Below are 868 nucleotides of genomic sequence, written 5' to 3'. Positions count from 1 at the left end.
CATCGAGGACGAAGCCCGCGGCGGAACCAATGCTGAAATCATCGACCGCGCCCCGACCCACGAACCCGCCCAGTTCAACAGACCACTCCACATACCACTACAGCACTCCCAACCCACCATCACGGCAGCGGCCCAGACCGTGGACGACCAGCAGTTCAGCCCACAGGAGCTGGGCCTCGGATCAGGCATGACCTGCTGGCGGCGCCTGGCCGCGTGGAACGATGCTGGCGTCTGGGATCAACTGCACGTGGTGCTGCTGAAGAAGCTGCGGGTCGCGAAGAAGCTGGACTGGTCGCGGGCGGTGATCGGCTCCTCCCACGTCAGGGCAGCTCGGCGGGGCCCAAAAACGGGCCCAGCCCGGTCGACCGCGCACGTCCGGGCAGCAAGCACCATCTCATCGTCGACGGCCAGGGCATCCCGCTCGCCGTCTCGCTGACCGGCGGCAACCGCAATGACGTCACCCAGCTGATACCCCTGCTGAAAAGGATCCCGTCTGTCGCCGGCCTGGTCGGACGGCCACGCAACCGACCCGACACCCTGCTCGGTGACCGCGGCTACGACCACGACTAGTACCGCCGTCTCGTCTGGGCGCAGGGCATCAAACCGGTGATCGCCCGCCGCGGAGTCCCGCACGGCTCCGGCCTCGGCGTCTACCGGTGGGTCGTGGAACGGACCATCGCATGGCTTCACGGCTTCCGCCGATTACGGATCCGATGGGAACGACGCGACGACATGCACGAAGCCTTCCTCGGCCTCGCCACCTGCCTCATCACTCACCGACACGTCCAACGCCTTTGTAGGACCTCTAAGACCGTGTCCTATGTGGTGAGGCGGAGAAGCCGTTTGTAGCAGCAGAGGGTGGCGGCGA

General features: G+C 66.2%; 1 pseudogene. It reads left to right on the top strand.

The window, feature by feature from the left end:
• Positions 1–181: 181 nt before the first annotated feature.
• Positions 182–849 (top strand): annotated as a pseudogene (locus IE257_RS38820) (IS5 family transposase); the annotation flags it as partial.
• Between the last annotated feature and the right edge of the window lie 19 nt (positions 850–868).

The organism is Streptomyces avidinii (assembly GCF_014650695.1).
GTDB classification, from domain to species: Bacteria; Actinomycetota; Actinomycetes; order Streptomycetales; family Streptomycetaceae; genus Streptomyces; species Streptomyces avidinii.
Note: the sequence above shows the minus strand (reverse complement) of the source record. Positions and strands in the feature narration are given on the sequence as shown.